The sequence below is a fragment of the Pseudomonas folii genome (assembly GCF_014357575.1).
In the GTDB taxonomy this organism is placed as follows: Bacteria; Pseudomonadota; Gammaproteobacteria; order Pseudomonadales; family Pseudomonadaceae; genus Aquipseudomonas; species Aquipseudomonas folii.
The window spans coordinates 10898-31831 of record NZ_JACONW010000047.1; the positions used below are offsets into that span (position 1 = coordinate 10898).

At 58.3% G+C, this 20934-nt stretch carries 11 protein-coding genes; 7 read left to right on the forward strand and 4 right to left on the reverse strand.

Annotated elements, in window-relative coordinates; all coding sequences use genetic code 11:
* Positions 1-81 precede the first annotated feature (81 nt).
* Positions 82-4149: a dermonecrotic toxin domain-containing protein gene (locus tag H8S59_RS12160; RefSeq protein WP_187521561.1), complete on the forward strand. Its 4068-nt coding sequence runs from the start codon at positions 82-84 to the stop codon at positions 4147-4149.
* Positions 4150-4206: 57 nt separating this feature from the next.
* Positions 4207-4953: a GntR family transcriptional regulator gene (locus tag H8S59_RS12165; protein WP_187521562.1), complete on the forward strand. Its 747-nt coding sequence runs from the start codon at positions 4207-4209 to the stop codon at positions 4951-4953.
* Between the two features lie 203 nt (positions 4954-5156).
* Here the strand turns inward: H8S59_RS12165 and guaD are convergent, their stop codons facing one another.
* From guaD to xdhA, 4 genes are all read right to left on the reverse strand, one after another.
* Positions 5157-6461, reverse strand: coding sequence for a guanine deaminase (gene guaD, locus H8S59_RS12170; protein ID WP_187521563.1), 1305 nt, complete (start codon positions 6459-6461; stop codon positions 5157-5159).
* 150 nt (positions 6462-6611) lie between these two features.
* On the reverse strand, positions 6612-7445 hold the full coding sequence (gene xdhC, locus H8S59_RS12175) for a xanthine dehydrogenase accessory protein XdhC (RefSeq protein WP_187521564.1): 834 nt from the start codon (positions 7443-7445) through the stop codon (positions 6612-6614).
* Complete coding sequence (gene xdhB, locus H8S59_RS12180) at positions 7442-9922, reverse strand: xanthine dehydrogenase molybdopterin binding subunit (protein ID WP_246475258.1); 2481 nt, start codon at positions 9920-9922, stop codon at positions 7442-7444. The genes xdhC and xdhB overlap by 4 nt, the downstream gene beginning before the upstream one ends.
* Positions 9915-11369 (reverse strand): xanthine dehydrogenase small subunit, encoded by a 1455-nt coding sequence (gene xdhA, locus H8S59_RS12185; RefSeq protein ID WP_187521565.1) that lies wholly within the window; start codon positions 11367-11369, stop codon positions 9915-9917. The genes xdhB and xdhA overlap by 8 nt, the downstream gene beginning before the upstream one ends.
* A 273-nt stretch (positions 11370-11642) precedes the next feature.
* Here xdhA and H8S59_RS12190 point away from each other — a divergent pair, with 273 nt between their 5' ends.
* The 5 genes from H8S59_RS12190 to H8S59_RS12210 all read left to right on the forward strand — a co-directional run bounded on the left by H8S59_RS12190 (position 11643) and on the right by H8S59_RS12210 (position 20867).
* Positions 11643-12302 (forward strand): GntR family transcriptional regulator, encoded by a 660-nt coding sequence (locus H8S59_RS12190; RefSeq protein ID WP_095099637.1) that lies wholly within the window; start codon positions 11643-11645, stop codon positions 12300-12302.
* Positions 12303-12306: 4 nt separating this feature from the next.
* The gene (gene smc / locus H8S59_RS12195; RefSeq protein ID WP_187521566.1) at positions 12307-15795 is read left to right on the forward strand and encodes a chromosome segregation protein SMC; all 3489 of its coding nucleotides are present in this window, start codon (positions 12307-12309) and stop codon (positions 15793-15795) included.
* 250 nt (positions 15796-16045) lie between these two features.
* Complete coding sequence (zipA, locus tag H8S59_RS12200) at positions 16046-16885, forward strand: cell division protein ZipA (RefSeq protein ID WP_095099632.1); 840 nt, start codon at positions 16046-16048, stop codon at positions 16883-16885.
* Between the two features lie 166 nt (positions 16886-17051).
* Positions 17052-19415, forward strand: coding sequence for an NAD-dependent DNA ligase LigA (ligA, locus tag H8S59_RS12205; RefSeq protein ID WP_187521567.1), 2364 nt, complete (start codon positions 17052-17054; stop codon positions 19413-19415).
* 285 nt (positions 19416-19700) lie between these two features.
* Positions 19701-20867, forward strand: coding sequence for a zinc-binding metallopeptidase family protein (locus tag H8S59_RS12210; RefSeq protein WP_095099628.1), 1167 nt, complete (start codon positions 19701-19703; stop codon positions 20865-20867).
* Positions 20868-20934: the final 67 nt, after the last annotated feature.

Consider the following 20934-nt stretch of genomic DNA (forward strand, 5'->3'; position numbering starts at 1 on the left):
CGCTGCCAATAACTATGTAGTCACTTTTTCGGCCCGCGCTTCATCAAGCTCCATCGACTTTGATCGATGGAGCTTGATCCCGTGAACGAATCACAAACCCCTTCTACCCCCGTAGCTGATGACGCATGGACTGGCCGCACGTGTGACCTGGTGGTATTCAACAGCTTGCCACTGACTTTTCCCGACAGCCTGAATCAGAGCCGGATTGCCGAGCATCTGCAGCGGATCCTGAACCATGTCGGCGAAGCCTGCGACCAGCCCGATGCGCTGACCACTTATCAAAGCTGGCGTAGCCGACTGCATGCGGCAGCCCAGACGACCAGCGCCCTTGTTGATTTTCTTGATGATCGCGGCGAGCCTCTCGACAGCTCGGTCCTCGAGGCGCACACACTGCAATTGGTTGCGCAACGTCAGAGCGGACTGCTGGCCCTGGCGCAGTTGCAACACTGCGAAGGCTCGATGAATTCGTCTGATTTGCAGCGGCTGCACTATGCGCTGGGCCTTGCTGACGAGCCTGAGGATGACGTGCTGTATCTGGATGTCGGAATCGGCGATCCGGACATGCCGATGGTTTTCAATGGCGCCATGATCGTCACCACTGAGCAGTCTTTGAAGACTCCGGCGCTGGACGAACCCGCCTTGCTGTATGTGCCGGGCCGCGACGCAGGCCTGCAGAAATTTGCCTCGCTAAGGGATTTGAAGCGGCAGTTGGTGTTCACTCTGCAAACGGGCAGTGAAACCAGTCTCTGGTTGCACGTCAGTCCAACAGAACGCCAGTCGGCTATGGCTGCGCCGATCGAGCTTGTCACTCGGGTGATCACCATTCAGCCGATCCTGCATGGCGTGCAAACCCAGCTCAAGGCCTTTGCCGCGGCGACGCTCGCCGTTCATGCGCAGGCCCGTCTGTTCGATGACGCCACAACTCAACGGGACACCCTGCTCAGGCTCCACCGCGAGCTGGCGCATAATCTCAGCGTGGCAGTGGGTGAAACCCGTGAGTGTGCCATTGACCTGATTGCCGAACAGCAACGAACAGCCGAGTTAGCGATGCAACTGCCTGCCTGGTTGCTCGGCGCTTCTCTTGAAGTGCGCCGGGAATATGCGCAGAAGCTGGTGGCGTTTCATGCCGCCGCGGTCCGATTGGAAGCGCATCTTGCGGCAAAACTGCCGTCATTTGAAACCTTCACTGCGCAGTGTCTGAAGGCTCGAATCAAGCTGGATCTGGGTCTCGATATAGATCCTGATCAACTCGTGATCGACTTGCCGAAAAGCGTTCACAGAGACGTCGATATCGATCCGCAATTCGGCAGTGCGCGCCATTACAAACCCTGGAAAGCCAGTGAAGCCCGGGTGTTGTCGAGCTTGTCAGAGCTGGCCCGGAAGAATTTCGATGCCAGCAATGGGGAGACCAGGGCGAGTATGACCCTGATGATGAGAGTCTCCTATCCACCGTCGCCACAGTTACCGGACCTGCAGCGTGTAGATGGTAATTATCTGCTCCGGATGATTCCGCAACTGGATATTGCCCGGCAATACCGAACCCTTCTGCGCTCGGTGTTTCGTCTTCGATTTCCCGCGTTGGCCAGCGACGCTGAATTGATGCTCAAAGCTTATGAGCTCGAAATCATCCTCGGAGGTTTTTGCGCCCGGCAGCGCAGGCAACTGAGTGAGGCCGGCTATGCCCTTCTGACGCAAGCTGCGCGCGCGCGGTCCACCGCTGAGCTTGGCCGCGCCGGCGTGCATATGAGTCGACTGATATTCAAACCCGGCCAGTCGGTGTCGGGTGAGCGCAGTAGCCGAACATTGCATGGATTGAGCGTCATCGAGCACCGGGCCAGTGGCAAGGTGCTGATATATCTGCCACAGGTGCCCGATGGCGAATGCGTGATCGAGGCCAACAGTGTGCAGGATGCCCGCGACCGTCTGATCAGCAGCTTGCGGCGTCTGCCTGCGCGGGTTGTCTGGCTGGCTTCCCGTGTTGAAAACATCGACGAGCAAGCTGCTGCGGTGAGCTACATCAATGAAGCGATGCGCCGAGGCTTTGACGGCTTTATCGGTGTTTCGCCCGCGCTTGATCTGCTGATGAGCGAACAGCAACTGCATGTACGCGAGGATGTGCTCTACGAGCAATCTCGGCAGGTAGCGCGCAGTAATCACGATCTCAAGGGGGAGGGCAACCAGCGCCGAAATGCGCTGTACCTGCTGTTCTTCCGAGGGGTGGTCTCATTCATACCGGGGCTGGGCGTGCTGTTCAGCGTGCAGGATGGCTGGAGTGACGGCCATGCGTCAGCGAAGGCGCTTCATGAAGGCCGGCTCGACGAAGGGCTCTTGCTGGCGGGAAGTACTTTGGTCTGCGTGCTGGACGTACTGCTTTCGGTGATCCCCGTGGGTGCCGCTGTCGGGGCAGTGGCGCTGGTGGCGCGCCGGGCAACCCGGCTGCGACAGGCCGCAGGGCTGACCCGACCGCTACCCTCGATGTCCCGTCGCTCCTACGTCATCAAGAACTTCGCGGGTTATGAGACCAACCTGTCACTGCTGGACGCGATACCTCAGACGGGGCGCAACTCTGGTACCTGGCTGAAAGACGGTGAACTGTTTATCTATCGTCAGGGCAAGGCTTACAGGGTCTACCGACGTCCGGGCGAGCAGACATTGCGTCTGAAGAAAAACGCTACGCATGGCTACGAAGCACCTGTGCGACAAGTCGGGGGAGAATGGGTTTACCACAGCGATGTCGGCCTCAAGGGTGGAGGACGTTCGATGATTGCCGAGGTGCTGCTGGTTGAAGGCCATGGCAACAGCGCCTTCAAGCGCAAGCAGGCTCGCGAACTGCTTGATCAATTCGAGTTTCCCGCCGATCAACAGCAGCGCATGGAGTTACTGCTCGCCGAACATTACCGCAAGACCCAGTCGCTGCCTGACTGGGCCGAGCAATATCGCCGCCCGCCAGCGCCCCACACAGCGCCTGCGCCAATAAAACGCAAGGAGCCTGACTCGCCGCAGGTCGAGCCGGACCGTCGTCCTTCGCAACCGGTGGCAGGGCCATCCCGGCCAGCAGCCAGTGCTGATGCATGGCAGAACTGGGACAAACCATTGGCTGACCTCACCACGCTGGATCAGGTCAGTTTCAATCCGCCGATTTACAGACTCGACTTTACCCAGAATTACGACGTGATTCGTATCGGACAGAAGTTTTACGAAATACTGCCTCCCGGCGGGCAGCGTCGGACCAATACCGTCTTCATCCGTAACCCCGGCGACCATGCGCCATGCCGCAACTTTGCCGAACTCAGCGAAACCATTCGGCGCAATCCCTACGACCAACCGCTGATGGCCCAATACCAGCCGTCTACGGGCTTCTGGAAAGTGGAGGGCCCGCTGTTCAACCGGACAATCGAGACTTACATCGCTGAGGCGCGCGCTGGTTTCACTGGCACATCGAATGCGATCCTGGCGCAGAAGCTGTTCGAGATGGCCGACATGTCGACCTCGACCATGACTGCTACTCGCCTGATCAATATCAAAGCAACGCTCAATGCCTGGCGTGCCGGAGAGTTGGCACCTCTTGCCCGGTTGAACGATCCGTTGCTGATGCTAAACAACGCATATCCGCACAGTGAAGCGGGTGTTCGGTTGCGGTGGAATATCAGTTATGAGAGTTCGCTGCACACCTTTGAGCGCCTGGATTTTGCAACTGACAATCCAGTGACGACGCAATGGCTGATGCGGTCGGTTTCAGAGTCGGGGCCCGGGGGTGGCGTCAGCGGGCTCAGGGGATTAATGGCCGATGTGCTTGAGCGCAATGGTTACGAGATCCTTCACAATTTATTGAGAAGCGGCGGGCGTGACTTCATCGCTTTCCGGCGTGTCGGTCAAGATGAAATCTATCTGCTGTATGTTCGTCGCGCCCAGGATTCAACGATCGTGACGCCCCCCACCGGAGCGTTCCAGCATCCCTCGCTTGGCGATGGTTTAGTGATTCCTCTGATAGACAGCTACGTTGGTCAGCCTATTGCCCAACTGTTGGAGCAAGCCCGGCAGCAAGGCAAAGTCATCAAGTTGGTGGGCGGCACCAATATCGGCAGTCAGGCGAGCAGTGGCATGCAGGTGTTCGTGATCCGCTTGCCTGATGAGGTCTCCCTCGTTTGATCACACTTGCGCTGTGTACAATGCGCTGACTTTTATCGTCGACTGCCTCGAGCGCTCATGAACGAACCGTTGCAACCCCTCAAGAAGCCGCCACGCATTGAAAAAACAGTGCGCAGTGGTACGCAGGACGATGTTGTCTATGCGCACATCTTCGAGGCTATTCTCGAACAGCGTCTTGCGCCTGGTACCAAGCTGAGTGAGGAGGCGTTGGGTGAGATTTTCGGCGTTAGCCGCACCATCATTCGTCGGGCGCTTTCGCGTCTGGGTCACGAAGGGGTCGTTCTACTGCGACCCAATCGTGGCGCAGTGGTCGCCAGCCCGAGTATCGAAGAGGCCCGTCAGGTGTTTTTCGCACGTCGGCTGGTGGAGAAAGCCATCACTGAATTGGCGGTCGAGCACGTGACAGCCCAGCAATTGGCGGCCTTGCGGCAGATGGTCAGCGACGAGCGAGAGAGCTTTGCCAGAGGTGATCGCGGTGCAGGGATTCGCTTGTCTGGCGAGTTTCACCTGCAGTTGGCGGTGACGGCAAAGAACACCCCGCTGATCAGCTTTCAGCGCAGTCTGGTCTCGCAGACCTCGTTGATCATCGCCCAGTATGAAAGCGGCAATCGCACGCACTGTTCATGGGACGAACACAGCCAGTTGATCGACGCCATCGAAGCGCGTGATGCAAAGCGTGCGGTAGAGCTGATGATGCATCACATGGATCACATCGACAGCAAACTCAGCCTTGACCAAGACAGCGCCTCGGATGATCTGCATGCGGTGTTTTCGCATGTGATGGTGGGTAGTAAGAAAGGTTGAACAGTGCTGCGTCTGTCTGTGGGAGCTTGGCTTTGCCCAGCTCCCACAGGAGTCACTGACGTAGGACCGCTTCAACCGGGAAGAGGTCGGTACAGCCGCTGCATCTATGTCGTCTGGCAGATAGCTTTCCCGGCTAAAGCCGGTCCCACGTCTGCTTGTGAGTGAACATAGACCCTCCCAAAAGGGTTTGCGTCAGGTCAGCCTTATCTGTTGTGCACCAAGCCCCCAGCCGAATACGTCTCCAGCACCGTTCGGTCATCCCCCAGTGTCATCAGCACAAACAACGTCTCGGCAATGTCCTTGGCTTGTTTCAGGCGGTACGACAGCAGCGGCGTGGCGTGGTAGTCCAGCACCAGAAAATCAGCTTCATTACCCACCTGCAAACTGCCAATGCGGTCATCGAGGCGCAACGCCCGAGCGCCGCCCAACGTCGCCAGGTACAGCGACTTGAAAGGGCTCAGTTTCGCACCCTGCATCTGCATGACTTTGTAGGCTTCATTAAGGGTTTGCAGGATCGAGAAGCTGGTGCCACCGCCCACGTCAGTACCGACGCCGACGTTAACCTTGTGCTTTTCAGCCATGGGCAGATTGAACAGACCACTGCCCAGAAACAGGTTCGACGTCGGACAGAAAGCGATGGCTGAACCGGTCTCGGCAAGCCGCGCGCATTCGGCGTCGCAGAGGTGTACGCCGTGGGCAAATACCGAGCGTTCGCCCAGCAGTTTGAAGTGGTCGTACACGTCCAGATAACCGCTGCGTTCCGGGAACAGCGCCTTGACCCACTGCACCTCCTCGACGTTCTCACTGATGTGAGTCTGCATGTACACGTCGGGATATTCGGCCAGCAGTTGCCCTGCCAGTGTGAGCTGCTCCGGGGTGCTGGTCGGCGCAAAACGTGGCGTGACTGCGTAGTGGAGGCGGCCCTTGCCGTGCCAGCGTTCGATCAGCGCCTTGCTGTCGGCGTAGCCCGATTCTGCCGTATCGGTGAGATAGTCCGGTGCATTGCGATCCATCATCACCTTGCCGGCGATCATCCGCAGGTTGAGCTTTTCTGCTGCTTGAAAGAACGCCTCGACTGACTCCTTGTGTACGCTGCCGAACACCAGCGCAGTGGTGGTGCCGTTGCGCAGCAATTCCTTGAGGAAAATGTCCGCGACCTCGGCTGCATGCACCGGATCAGCAAACTGCTTTTCGCAGGGGAAAGTATAGGTGTTGAGCCAGTCCAGCAGGCGCTCTCCATACGAGCCGATCATGCCGGTTTGGGGCAAATGAATGTGGGTATCGATAAAGCCCGGCGTGATCAATGCGTCCTTGTACTCGCTCACGTCGACATCGGCGTCGAGGGTGTGCAGCAGTTCGGCTGCGTGGCCAAGGGCGACAATCTTGCCGTCTTCAACCAGCATCAGGCCGTCAGCGAAGTACTCGTATGAAGCTTCGATGCCGACTTCAGCCGGGTCGCCAATGCTGTGCAGGATGGCGGCTCGGTAGGCTTTTTTACTTGGATTCATATAGGTCCTGTCAAACAAAACGCAGCGATCTAAATTGGAATATTTTTCTGTAGGAGCGCACGAGCACCGCGAGGCCGCGATGGCGGTGTATCAGACAGAACGCTATCGCTGCCTCGCGGTGCTCGTGAGCTCCTACAGGAAACATGTTTGTTACACCTCACTGCGCCGTGAAACCGGCAGCAGTTTGGCAACAGGTTCGGCGCTGGCGCTGTGCTGCCCGAAGTTGACGTTGTAGGTAGCGATGACTTCAGCGGCAATCGATACCGCAATCTCGACAGGCAACTTGCCTTTGACCTCGCTCAGCCCCATCGGACAGCGCATGCGCTGCAACAGTGCCGGATCAAAACCGCGATCACGCAACCGATGCTCGAATTTGACTCGTTTGGTTTTCGAGCCGATCACACCGAAGTAGGCAAAGTCGCCGCGCTTGAGAATCGCTGCGGTCAGCTCCAGGTCCAATTGATGGTTATGGGTCATGACAATGCAATAACTGCCTTTGGGCAACTCATCGATTTCGTCCAGTGGGTCTTCGGCGACGATCTTGCGCACGCCGCTGGGGATCTGCGCGGGAAATTCCTGCTCACGGGAATCGATCCAGCGCACCCGGCAGGGCAGACTGGCCAATAAAGGAACCAGTGCTCGGCCCACGTGACCGGCGCCGAACACGGTGATGTGTGCCTGAGGTTGGCCCATGGGCTCGAACAGCAGCACATTCACGCCGCCACAGCATTGTCCCAGGCTCGCGCCGAGGCTGAAGCGCTCCAGTCGAGTGTTCTGGCTGCCGCTTGCGAGCATTTCCCGGGCGATTTCCATGGCCTTGTATTCCAGATGCCCGCCACCAATGGTGTCGAAGATCCGTTCGGCACTGATCACCATCTTCGAACCGGCATTGCGCGGCGTCGAACCGAGCTCTTCGATAATGGTCACCAGCACGCAGGCTTCACCCTGGGTTTGCAGGTCGGCGAGGGCGCTTATCCAGTTCATTTTTTGATCTCCGGGCTTGCGATCTTCACCGCTCCCATCGCGGGCAAGGTCGAGCGCGACCCCGGCCGCTCCCACATTGGATCGCGGTCCCCTGTGGGAGCGGTGCTTGCCCGCGATATTGGCGACTCGGTCTTACGCATCTGCTCACACCCCCACAACACCCGTTCCGGCGTCGCGGGCGCGTCGATTTTTGGTTGATGGCGATAGTCGGCCAGACTGGCCACTGCATCCTTGATCGCACACCAGGCCGAGATGCCAAGCATGAACGGCGGCTCTCCCACGGCTTTGGAATGAAACACGGTGTCTTCCGGGTTTTTGCGGTTCTCCACCAGCTTGACGCGCAAATCCAAAGGAATATCTGCGACCGCCGGGATCTTGTAGCCCGCCGGGCCGTTGGTCATCAGTTTGCCTTTGTCATTCCAGACCAGTTCTTCAGTGGTCAGCCAGCCCATGCCCTGAACGTAGCCACCTTCGACCTGGCCAATATCGATGGCCGGGTTCAGCGATGCGCCGACGTCGTGCAGGATATCCGTGCGCAGCATCTTGTATTCGCCGGTCAGGGTGTCGACGATCACTTCGCTGCAAGCCGCGCCAAAGGCGAAGTAGTAAAACGGTCGGCCCCGCGCCTGACTGCGGTCATAGAAGATTTTCGGCGTCTTGTAATAACCGGTGCTGGACAACGAAACCTGACCCATCCACGCCAGTTGCGCCAGTGACTGGAACGACACCATTTGTTCGCCTGCGCGAATATGGCCGTTGCGAAACTCCACGTCTGTTTCTTCGACCTTGAAGTGTCTGGCAGCAAATTCCACCATGCGTTTTTTGAGAATTTCGGCTGCGTTCTGCGCTGCCTTGCCGTTCAAATCCGTGCCGCTGGAGGCTGCAGTCGGTGAAGTGTTGGGCACTTTATCGGTGTTGGTCGCAGTGATCTGAATCCGATCAATATCAACCTGAAACACCTCGGCCACGACTTGCGCGACTTTGACGTTCAAGCCCTGACCCATCTCTGTACCGCCGTGGTTCAGGTGGATGCTGCCATCGGTGTAAATATGGATCAGCGCGCCGGCCTGATTGAGAAAACTGGCGGTAAAGGAAATGCCGAACTTGACCGGTGTCAGCGCCAGGCCTTTTTTCAGAATCGGGCTGCTGGCGTTGAACGCCCGAATAGCCTCGCGCCGCTCGTGGTATTGACTGCTTTCTTCCAGCTCGGCAGTCATTTCTTCCAGCAGGTTGTGCTCCACGGTCTGGTAGTAATGAGTGACGTTGCGGTCGGTCTTGCCATAGTAATTGGCCTTGCGCACCGCCAGTGGATCTTTGCCCAGATAGCGGGCGATTGAATCCATGACCTCTTCAATGGCGACCATACCTTGCGGGCCGCCGAAGCCTCGGTACGCGGTATTGGATGCGGTGTTGGTCTTGCAGCGATGGCCGTTGATCGTGGCTTCGCCCAGGTAATACGAGTTGTCGGCATGAAACATCGCCCGGTCGACAATGGACGCAGACAGATCGGGCGAATAACCACAATTGCCCGCCAGATCCAGCTGAATACCGTGCAGACGCCCATCGTCGTCGAAACCCACGTCGTACTCAATGTAGAACGGATGGCGCTTGCCGGTCATCAGCATGTCTTCGACGCGGGGCAGGCGCATTTTGGTGGGCTGCCCGGTCAGGCGCGCGATCACTGCACACAGGCATGCAGGACTCGCTGCCTGGGTTTCCTTGCCACCGAAACCGCCGCCCATGCGGCGCATGTCGACGACAATTTTGTTCATCGAAACATCCAGCACTTCGGCGACCAGTTTCTGTATCTCAGTGGGGTTCTGGGTCGAGCAGTAGACGATCATGCCGCCATCTTCGGTGGGCATCACCGACGATATCTGGGTCTCCAGATAGAAATGTTCCTGACCACCGATGTGCAGATTGCCCTGAAGACGATGCCGGGCAGCGTCAAGTGCAGCGGCGCTATCACCGCGCTTGTGCGTATGGCTGTCGAGCACGAAGTGCTTGTCGCGCAACGCTTGGACCACATCCAGCACCGGCTCCAGATCTTCGTATTCAATCACCGCGGCCATGGCCGCCTGACGAGCGATATCGAGGCTGCGAGCAGCAACGGCGAGCACCGGCTGGCCGACGAACTCCACTTTGTCGATGGCCAGCAATGGATCGCCGGGCAGCAGCGGACCGATGTCTTTCACGCCGGGGATGTCTTCGTGGGTGATGACAATCCGTACGCCATCAAAGGCGTAGCAAGGGCCGGTATCGACGCTGATGATCCGTGCATGAGCACGGTCTGACAGGCGCGCATACACATGCAGTTGATTGGGAAATTCCAGGCGGTCATCGATATACACCGCTTCGCCGGATACATGTTTGTCGGCGCTGTCGTGCTTGACGCTGCGGCCAACGCCGGTGGTCAGGTCCTGCTGAAACAGGGCGATCATTTCCGCCTGTGACTTGATGCCTGAATGATTAGACATAAGCCGTCACCCGCGTCTGGACGGTGGGCGTTTGCAGTTCGATGAAGCATTTGCGCAGCAGGTTTTGCGCGCTGAGCAGGCGATATTCCTTGCTGGCGCGGAAGTCAGACAGGGGGGTGAAATCTTCGGCCAGTGCCCCGCAGGCAGCTTCCACTGTGGCAGATGTCCATGGCGAACCGATCAATGCCCGCTCGCAGGCGGCGGCGCGCCTGGGAATTGCCGCCATCCCCCCGTAAGCAACCCGCGCATCAACGATGCTGCCATTCTCGACATGCAGATTGAACGCCGCGCATACCGCGGAAATATCGTCATCCAGCCGCTTCGACACTTTATAAGCGCGGAACGCCTGCTGCGCCTTGGCTTTTGGCACGACAATGGTTTCGATGAACTCGCTTTCCTGCCGCGCCGTCACCCGGTAATCAATGAAGTAGTCCTCAAGTGCCAGGGTACGGCGAGTGTCGCCTTTGCGCAGTACGATTTGCGCACCCAGGGCGATCAGCAGAGGAGGGGAATCGCCAATCGGCGAGGCGTTGCCGATATTGCCGCCCAGCGTGCCCTGATTGCGGATCTGCAACGAGGCAAAGCGCTGCAGCAGTTCGCCGAAATCCGGGTACTCGGCACTCAAGGCAGCGTAGCAATCGGTCAGCGGTGTCGCAGCGCCGATTTCCAGTCGATCATCGAAATGCTCGATGCGCTTCAGTTCGGCGACATTGCCGACATAAATCATCACCGGCAGCGGGCGATGGAACTGGGTGACTTCAAGAGCCAGATCGGTACCGCCAGCCAGCAACCGCGCCTGCGGGTTGGCTTCATACAATTGCGCCAGGTCGGCGACGGTCTGCGGCACCAGACAGCGCTTGTCGCCGTCATTCAGTTCCCCGGTTTGCGTCGGCGTAATACTGCGCAGGCGAGCGATGGTCTGTGCCTTGCGTTCGTCGAACTGGTCCGGCTGACGCTTGCTGCACGATTGTTCGGCGGCATCGAGAATGGGTCGATAGCCGGTGCAGCGGCAGAGGTTACCCGCCAGCGCTTCGTGGGTTTTGTGACTGTCGGGCTGTGCGCTGTTCTTTTGCAGGGCGAATAACGACATGACAAAACCGGGCGTGCAGAACCCGCATTGCGAGCCATGGCAATCGACCATGGCCTGTTGAACGCTGTGCAGTTTGCCTTGATGCTTGAGGTCTTCCACGCTGATCAACTGCTTGCCATGCAATGAAGCCACAAAGGTCAGGCACGAATTGAGGCTGCGATAACGCAGGCTGTCTTCACCCCGCGCATCGCTTTCGAGTTCGCCGACCACCACTGTGCAGGCGCCACAGTCACCGCTGGCGCAGCCTTCTTTGGTGCCAGACTTGTGCAGGTGTTCGCGCAGATAGTTGAGAACCGTCAGATTGGGGTCCAGGCTATGTTCGGTGCGTAGCTCATTGTTCAAGAGAAATTGGATCACGGCAGGTCCTTTACGCGTTTTTTCTAGTCATCGAACATAAGGGCGAATTTATCAGGTCTGACTTCTCGGTCAATTTGTTTCTGACTCTTAGGTCAGGAAGTGTCGTTTTTAGATCGGTCACAGGCTATCAGCGGGCTGCCAGTGCGACGAACTGACACGATCTGTTGAAAGTTTTGCTTAATTCGTGCCAGTTTCCATCGGTATGGCCCTGCGCCATAGGCCTTGCTTGGGATACACTGCGCCGCTTGGTTATCACCAGCATTTGGGAAAGACATGACGTTCAAGGCTCCGGACAGCCTCGCCGAGCAAATTGCTCACCACCTTGCCGAGCGCATCATTCGGGGCGAACTCAAGCCCGCTGAGCGCATTCAGGAACAAAAAGTCACGCAGGCGTTGAACGTCAGCCGTGGCTCGGTGCGCGAAGCATTGCTGATTCTCGAACGCCGTCATCTGGTGGCGATCCTGCCGCGTCGCGGTGCGCAGGTCACGGTGCTAAACGCACATAACGTGCAGAGCCTGTGCACGCTGATGACTGAATTGTATGTGTTGCTGGGCATTGCGGTCGCCGAGAAGTGGCAGCAGCAAAGCGATCTGGCGACCTTCCTGCAAATCCAGCAGCGGCTGATGGCCAGTTACGAGCGTCAGGACGTAAAGGCCTTCGTAGAAGAAAGCTTCAGCGTGATGCGCGCGGCTTATCCCTTTGCCGATAACCCTTATCTGCAGGAAACCGTGGATAACCTGCAACCGTCCATGAGCCGCACCTATTATCTGGCGCTCGATCAGCGCAAGGCCGAGATGCGTGACTATCTGACCCTGTTCGAGCAACTGCTCGAAGCAGTGATAGCCCGGGATACCACCCGTGTCCGCAGCGTATTGACCGATTACGGGCAACGCAGCTGTCAGCTGGTGCTTTCGGCTCTGGAAGCGGGCTGAACCCATGCGGCTGAAGTGCATCAAGCTGGCGGGGTTCAAATCCTTCGTCGACCCCACTACGGTGAACTTCCCCAGTAACATGGCGGCGGTCGTCGGCCCTAACGGCTGCGGCAAATCCAACATTATTGACGCCGTGCGCTGGGTCATGGGCGAAAGCTCGGCCAAGAACCTGCGCGGCGAGTCGATGACCGACGTCATCTTCAATGGCTCAACCAGCCGCAAGCCGGTCAGTCAGGCCAGCATCGAACTGGTGTTTGATAACTCTGACGGCACGCTGGTGGGCGAATACGCCGCCTACGCGGAGATTTCCATTCGCCGCAAGGTCACCCGCGACAGTCAGAACACCTATTACCTTAACGGCACCAAATGCCGTCGGCGGGACATCACCGATATCTTTCTCGGCACCGGTCTGGGCCCACGCAGCTATTCGATCATCGAGCAGGGAATGATCTCCAAACTGATCGAAGCCAAGCCCGAAGACTTGCGTAATTTCATCGAGGAAGCGGCCGGCATCTCCAAGTACAAGGAGCGCCGTCGCGAGACTGAAAACCGGATTCGTCGTACCCACGAGAATCTTGCGCGCCTGACCGACCTTCGCGAAGAGCTGGAGCGTCAGCTGGAACGCTTGCATCGTCAGGCTCAGGCCGCCGAGAAGTATCAGGAATACAAAGCCGAAGATCGCCAGCTCAAGGCGCAGTTGTCGGCGTTGCGCTGGCAGGCGTTGAACGAGCAGGTCGGCCAGCGCGAAGCGGTGATCGGCAATCAGGAGGTCGGTTTCGAGGCATTGGTCGCCGAGCAGCGCAATGCTGATGCCAGTATCGAGCGTCTTCGTGACGGCCACCACGATCTGTCCGAGCGCTTCAATCTGGTTCAGGGCCGCTTCTATTCCGTGGGCGGTGACATTGCTCGCGTCGAACAAAGTATCCAGCACGGTCAGCAGCGTCTGCGCCAATTGCAGGACGACCTGCGTGAAGCCGAGCGCGCCCGCCAGGAAACCGAATCTCATCTGGGCCATGACCGCACGCTGCTGGCGACATTGGGCGAAGAGCTGGAAATGCTCGAACCCGAGCAGGAAATGACCAGCGCGGCAGCCGAGGAATCCGCTGCCTCGCTGGAAGACGCTGAAAGCGCGATGCATGGCTGGCAGGAAAAGTGGGACAGCTTCAATTTGCGATCCGCCGAACCGCGGCGGCAGGCGGAAGTTCAGCAGTCGCGCATCCAACAACTGGAAAACAGCCTGGAGCGACTGGCCGAGCGGCAGCGCCGTCTGGGCGAAGAATTACAGTTGCTCAAAGCCGATCCGGAAGACGCGGCGATCCTGCAACTGGACGAGGACCTCGCTACCCGGGAAATGACCCTCGAAGAGCTGCACATCGGCGAAGAGCAAGCGGTCGAGCGGCTTGAGCATTTACGCAACGAGCTGCAACAGGCCAATCAGGCGCAGCAACAGGCCCAAGGCGAATTGCAGCGGTTGAATGGCCGCCTGGCCTCGCTTGAAGCGTTGCAGCAGGCTGCCCTCGATCCCGACACCGGTACTGCCGAATGGCTGCGCGATCATGATCTGGCTGAGCAACCAAGGCTGGCTGAAGGCCTGCGGGTTGAGCCGGGTTGGGAGCTGGCGGTGGAGACCGTGCTGGGCGCTGATCTGCAAGCGGTGCTGGTGGATGATTTCAGCGATCTGGATCTGGCCGGTTTCCAGCAGGGTGATTTGCGTCTGGTCAGCGCCAGCGCCGAGGCCGCGCGGATTCCCGGTAGTCTGCTGGATAAGGTCGACAGTGACATGGACCTGACGAGCTGGCTCGGCCAGGTTCGCCCCGTGGAGAGTCTCGACGAAGCGTTGGCCCAGCGCAGCCAACTGGCCGCAGGCCAGAGCCTGATCAGTCGCGATGGTTTTTGGGTAGGGCGGCATTTTCTGCGGGTACGCCGCGCCAGTGAAGCGCAAAGCGGCGTGCTGGCCCGTGGGCAGGAGTTGCAGCGTCTGGGGCTGGAGCGCGATGAGCGTGAAGCCACATTGGCCTCCCTTGAAGAACAACTGCTGACGCTGCGCGAACAGCAATCGAATCAGGAAGAAGCCCGGGAAGAGCTGCGGCGTCGGGTGCAGGATGAAACCCGTCAGCAAAGCGAGCTCCGGGCGCAATTGTCTGCCGCCAGGGTCAAGGTCGAACAGCTCACCTTGCGACGTACTCGACTTGAGGAAGAACTCGCAGAACTGGGCGAGCAACGCGCAATCGAGCATGAGCATCTGGGTGAATCACGCCTGCAACTGCAGGATGCGCTGGATACCATGGCGCTGGATACTGAACAGCGTGAATTGCTTCAGGCCCAGCGCGACAGCCTGCGCGAACACCTCGACCGCGTGCGTCAGGAAGCCCGTCAACACAAGGACCACGCCCATCAACTGGCTGTGCGCCTCGGCTCGCTCAAGGCTCAGCACGATTCCACACGGCAGGCCCTTGAGCGTCTGGAAATGCAGTCCGAGCGGCTGACCGAAAAGCGTGAACAGCTCGATCTGAATCTGGAGGAGGGCGAAGCTCCGCTGGAAGAGCTGCGCCTGAAACTTGAAGAATTACTTGAACGGCGCATGGCGGTGGACGATGAAATGCGTACCGCCAAGAATGCTTTGGAAGACGCCGATCGCGAATTGCGCGACGCCGAGAAGCGCAGAACCCAGGCCGAGCAGCAATCACAACTGTTGCGTGGCCAACTGGAACAGCAGCGGATGGAGTGGCAATCCCTCACGGTGCGGCGTACTACCTTGCAGGATCAGTTGCTGGAAGACGGTTACGACCTGCAAGGCGTGTTGGCGACCCTGACCGCAGAGGCCAACGAAAAGGATGCCGAAGAAGAACTGGAGCGCATTGCCGGACGCATTCAGCGACTGGGCGCGATCAACCTTGCGGCCATCGATGAGTATCAGCAGCAGTCCGAACGCAAGCGCTATCTGGACGCCCAGAATGCTGATCTGGTTGAAGCACTGGAAACCCTCGAAAACGTCATCCGCAAGATCGACAAGGAGACGCGAAATCGCTTCAAAGAGACCTTCGATCAGATAAATAGTGGAATTCAGGCACTTTTTCCAAAAGTTTTCGGTGGAGGCTCAGCTTATTTGGAACTGACGGGCGAAGATTTACTCGATACAGGTGTAACAATCATGGCGCGCCCGCCGGGGAAGAAAAACAGCACGATCCATTTGCTGTCCGGTGGCGAGAAAGCCTTGACTGCGTTGGCGTTGGTTTTCGCCATTTTCAAGCTCAATCCTGCACCGTTCTGCATGCTCGACGAAGTGGATGCACCGCTGGACGATGCCAACGTTGGACGCTATGCGCGACTGGTCAAGGAGATGTCGCAGACTGTGCAATTCATTTACATCACCCACAACAAGATCGCCATGGAAATGGCTGATCAATTGATGGGTGTCACCATGCATGAACCGGGTTGTTCGCGACTTGTGGCGGTGGATGTGGAGGAGGCGATGGCGCTGGTCGATGCCTAGTAAGGCCTGTTCCGCGCGGTAGAAATGGCCATTTAATGGCCTTGCGTGAACAACTCTGTGCGGTAGATATCGCTTTGCGCACCAACCAGATGTAACAGACGGTGTAAAGTTACCTTTGGTCGTGCTAGTTTAATGTCCACTTTTTCTTTTCGCGTGGGCAAATTGCCAGTCAGAACAGAGACTTGGCACCACGTTTTAAAGGGGTTTAGGCCCTTATTTCAAGCATTCTTCACTAGAGGCACTGGATTACATGGAAATCGGTCTGCGCGAGTGGCTGATCGTCATCGGCATAATTGTCATTGCCGGTATTCTTTTTGATGGCTGGCGCCGTATGCGCGGCAGCAAGGGGAAATTGAAATTCAGGCTGGACCGCAGCTTCTCGAACCTGCCGGACGACGATGAAACGTCCTCCGCTGAGGTGCTGGGCCCGCCGCGAGTGCTCGACACGCATAAAGAGCCGCAGCTCGACGAGGAAGACCTGCCGTCGATGAGCGCGACGCCGCGTCAGAGCAAGCGCAATAACAAACGCAAGGATGAGCCGCAGCAAGGCGATCTCAATCTGGACATGGACGGCCCGAGCCTATTCACCGGGCGCGACGATGCCTTCGAAGACGACAAGCCCGCTCAGCGCATTACCGAAGACAAGGATCTGCCGCCGGTAGAGGAAGTTCTGGTTATCAGTGTTATCTGCCGTGACGAAAGTGGCTTCAAAGGCCCTGCGTTGTTGCAGAACATTCTGGAGAGCGGTCTGCGTTTCGGTGAAATGGATATTTTCCATCGCCACGAAAGCATGGCAGGCAACGGTGAAGTGCTGTTCTCCATGGCCAATGCGGTCAAGCCTGGGGTATTTGATCTGGATGACATCGATCATTTCAGCACCCGTGCCGTGAGTTTCTTCCTTGGCTTGCCGGGTCCGCGTCATCCGAAGCAGGCTTTTGATGTCATGGTTGCCGCTGCTCGCAAGCTGGCTCATGAACTTAACGGCGAACTCAAGGATGACCAGCGCAGCGTCATGACCGCGCAGACCATCGAGCACTACCGTCAACGCATCGTCGAATTCGAACGCCGCGCCTTGACTCAGCGTCGTTGAAGCCAAATCTGTAACTGTAGGAGCGCGCTTGCCCGCGATAAGGGCCGAAGGACCTTCGTTGCCTGACAACCGCCATCGCGGGCAAGCGCGCTCTTACGGTCGAACCAACAGAGCACCAACATCTGAGCAGCCTAGGCTGCTCTTTTGCTTTTGAAGAGAACACCGCATGAAAGCCGCCGAAACCCGAATCCTTGAACTGCGCGCCGAACTGGACCAGCACAACTACCGCTATCACGTTCTCGACGAGCCGAGCATTCCGGATGCCGAGTACGACCGGCTGTTCCACGAACTCAAAGCGCTTGAAGCGGAAAACCCTCACCTGGTCACCCCTGATTCGCCCACACAGCGGGTCGGTAGCGCAGCGCTGTCGGCGTTCACTCAAGTGCGTCACGAAGTACCGATGCTCAGCCTGGGTAACGCGTTCGAAGAAGTCGACATGCGTGAATTCGACCGCCGCGTAACCGAAGGACTGGACCTGCCTGCTGGCGATTTGCTCGGTACCGGCGCGAAAGTGCAGTACAGCTGCGAACCCAAGCTCGATGGCCTTGCGGTCAGCCTGTTATACCGCGACGGCGCGCTGGTTCGGGGCGCCACACGTGGTGACGGCACCACCGGTGAAGACATCAGCGTCAATGTGCGCACCGTGCGTAACATCCCGCTCAAGCTGCATGGCACGGGCTGGCCTGAAGTGCTGGAAGTACGCGGTGAAGTGTTCATGTCCAAGGCAGGCTTTGAGCGACTCAATGCGAGCCAGGCGGAAATCGGTGGCAAGACTTTCGCCAACCCGCGCAATGCGGCAGCGGGCAGCCTGCGTCAGTTGGACTCGAAGATCACCGCCAACCGTCCTCTGGAATTCTGTGCGTACGGTCTTGGTCAGGTGTCTGCGGAAATATCCGACACCCATATTGGCAACCTGAACCAGCTCAAGGAATGGGGCATGCCGGTCAGTCGCGAACTGAAACTGGCAGATGGCATTGAAGAATGCCTGGAATATTACCGTGATATAGGCGAGCGGCGTCTGGCCCTGACCTACGAAATCGACGGTGTGGTGTTCAAGGTCAACGATCTGGCGGCGCAACGCGAGCTCGGTTTTCGCGCCCGTGAGCCGCGCTGGGCGATCGCTCATAAATTCCCTGCCATGGAAGAGCTGACTGAACTGCTCGACGTCGAATTTCAGGTCGGTCGCACCGGGGCTGTTACGCCGGTGGCGCGTCTGAAACCCGTGAAAGTAGCAGGTGTGACGGTTGCCAACGCAACCTTGCACAACATGGATGAAGTTGCACGGCTGGGCCTCATGATTGGCGACACTGTGATCATCCGCCGTGCAGGCGATGTGATTCCGCAAGTGGTGCAGGTGGTGCTTGAGCGCCGCCCGGAAAACGCCCGAGCGGTGGAAATTCCGCAAACCTGTCCGGTGTGTGGCTCGCACGTTGAGCGCACGCAACTGATCAAACGCAGCAAGGGCAAGGAAACCGTCAGCGAAGGCGCGGTATACCGTTGCGTCGGCCGGTTGGCCTGCGGCGCGCAACTCAAGCAGGCGATCATCCATTACGTTTCGCGACGGGCCATGGATATCGAAGGCCTGGGCGACAAAACCATCGAACAACTGGTGGACGAGAAGCTGATCGGTTCTCCGGCTGATCTTTATGCACTGACCTTTGAGCAAATCGTCGACCTGGAGGGCTTCGCGGAAATCTCCAGCAAAAAGCTGCTCAAGGCCATCGAAGACAGCAAGCAACCCACGCTGGCGCGCTTTATCTATGCGTTGGGCATCCCCGATGTGGGCGAGGAGACCGCGAAGGTACTGGCTCGCTCGCTGGCGTCGCTGGAGCGGGTCAAGCAGGCGTTGCCTGAAGTGCTGACTTATTTGCCAGATGTCGGTCTGGAAGTAGCCCATGAGATCCACAGCTTCTTTGAAGACGCGCACAACCAGAACGTGATTGACGCGCTGCTGAACGAGCGCGGCCTGCAATTGCAGGACGAGGGTGAGCTGGGCGCAGAGTTCGCCGCCAGCGCGACGCTGGATGGCATGGTCGACAAGCTGAACATCCCATCGGTGGGCCCCGGTGCCGCACAGAAGCTCGCCGACAAGTTTGGCTCGCTGGAAGGCATCATCAAGGCTGACTGGCTGGACATGCGTCAGGCCCTGCCCGAGAAACAGGCCAAGGCGGTGCGTGAGTTTTTCGACAAGCCGGAAAACGCCAAACGCGGGCTGGCCATCGAAGCCCAGTTGAAAGACTTCGGCATGCATTGGCAGAGCGAGAAAAAAGTCGTAGAAGGCCTGCCTTTGGCGGGGCAGACCTGGGTGTTGACCGGTTCGCTGGAGCTGATGAGCCGCGACGTCGCCAAGGAAAAACTGGAAAGCCTGGGTGCCAAGGTATCTGGCTCGGTATCGGCCAAAACCCATACCGTGGTTGCCGGACCGGGGGCGGGGTCAAAGCTGACCAAGGCCAACGAGCTGGGTTTGAAAGTGCTGGATGAAGAGGCGTTTGTGGCTTTCCTGGGCAAACATGGCATTGCGGTGGATTGAGGGGCCTCGTGCTGACTGTGTTTTTTACAGGAGGCAGTTGTGATCCCGATATTCGAGAAATGTCGTGGGACCGGCTTTAGCCGAAGAGGCCATTAAAGTCACTAAAAATGTGTCGTTAGAAACACCGCCTTCCCGGCTAAAGCCGGTCCCACGTCATCAGCTTGCAGTCAGCCATGGATATCCCACGGAACCGTGCTCCATCAAAGATCTATGTCACGCATCAACTCCAGGGAACGACGGCAAGCGGCGGTGATCTAGTGCATGCTGGCCCACCAGGAGATCGCCATGTACCGGTTTTTCGAGCAACTCAGTTCACGTATTGCTGCACCTTTTGTTGGCGAGACCCGGCGTAACAGCAAGGTTTGGCAGTGCCGGTGTGGTCAGTCCGTATTCTTTCCCAATACCCTGTGCCTGGCCTGCTCCGCGGCGCTTGGTTACTTGCCAGAGCAGGGCCGGGTTGCAGCCCTTGAACCCGGCCCCGATCTTGACACCTGGCGCTTGAGTGACGAGCCCGGAGCCGGGTTGTATCGACGTTGCGCCAACGTCGATACGCCTGCTGCCTGCAACTGGCTGTTTCCTGCAGATGACAGCGGCGAATTCTGCATCGCCTGTAGCCTTAACCAGACCATCCCCGACTTGTCGGTCCCGGAAAACGGTGAGCGCTGGTGCAAGGTGGAAACGGCCAAGCGTCGACTTGTCGCACAGTTGATTTCCCTCGGTCTGAAAGTCATCCCGAAAGCCCGGGACGAAGAGCGCGGGCTGGCCTTTGAGTTTCTAGGCGTTGACCTGGAAGGCAAGGCGCCGACCACCGGCCATGCCAACGGTTTGATCACCCTGGATATCAAAGAGGCGGACGACGCCCATCGCGAGAAAATTCGTGTGCAGATGCACGAACCGTATCGGACTCTGCTTGGGCATTTCCGGCATGAAGTGGGGCACTACTATTGGGACCGATTGATCGCGAACACGTGGTGGCAGGACGGGTATCGCAACCTGTTCGGCGATGAACGCGCCAGCTACGCCGAGGCTCTGGATCATCACTACCAGAACGGAGCACCTGCCGACTGGCAGCAGAACTTTGTCAGTGCCTACGCCACCATGCATCCCTGGGAGGACTGGGCGGAGACCTGGGCGCATTACCTGCACATGATGGATGCGGTCGACACCGCGCTGGGTTTTGGCATGAGTGCCCGGGATATGGACCTGGATTATCAGCCGTTCCCGCTGGAAACCCTTTATGACCCGCAGCACCCTGGCGGGCCTGCGTTTCTGTCATTCGTCAATGCCTGGATTGAACTGGCCGGGATGCTCAACGAGCTGTCGCGCAGTATGGGTCAGCCCGACTTCTACCCGTTCGTCCTGCCTCCCGCAGTGATCACCAAACTGCATTTCATTCATTTGGTTATCCAGGATGCAGGCGGCAAGGCGGATGAGGTGTTGCAGGCGCAGTAGGTAGGGACGTAGTCCTCCGTTACGCCGCCGTATGCTGATCTGTAGGAGCTGCCGAAGGCTGCGATGG